General features: G+C 64.5%; 1 protein-coding gene. It reads left to right on the forward strand.

Annotated elements, in window-relative coordinates:
• Positions 1-63 precede the first annotated feature (63 nt).
• Positions 64-391: ABC transporter ATP-binding protein C-terminal domain-containing protein (locus AC1D0P_RS31265; protein ID WP_477680276.1), on the forward strand; the 328-nt coding region annotated here is incomplete at its 3' end.

Genomic DNA, 391 nt, shown 5'->3' on the forward strand with positions numbered 1-391 from the left:
GGCGCAAGGGCGAGTGAATGCTCCGCGCGCGAAAAGGCGCTTGCCGTCCTGGAAGAGGTCGGCATGGCGAACCTCGCGTCTCGCGCGGCGGGATCGCTTCCCTATCCCTTGCAGAAGCGGATGGAAATCGCCCGGGCGCTCGCGGCCGAGCCGAAAATACTTCTGCTCGACGAGCCAGCCGGCGGGCTGACGCATGGCGAGGTCCACGAATTCGGGGCGCTGGTCGACAGGATCAGGCGCAGCCGCAACCTCTCCATTCTTCTCATCGAGCATCACATGGGTCTGGTGATGAGCCTTTGCGACCGGATCGTGGTCTTCCACCTGGGCCGCAACCTGGCCGAGGGCACCCCGTCCGAAATCAAATCGAACGACGCGGTGATCTCCGCCTATC

Source organism: Polaromonas sp. P1_G2 (genome assembly GCF_056405515.1).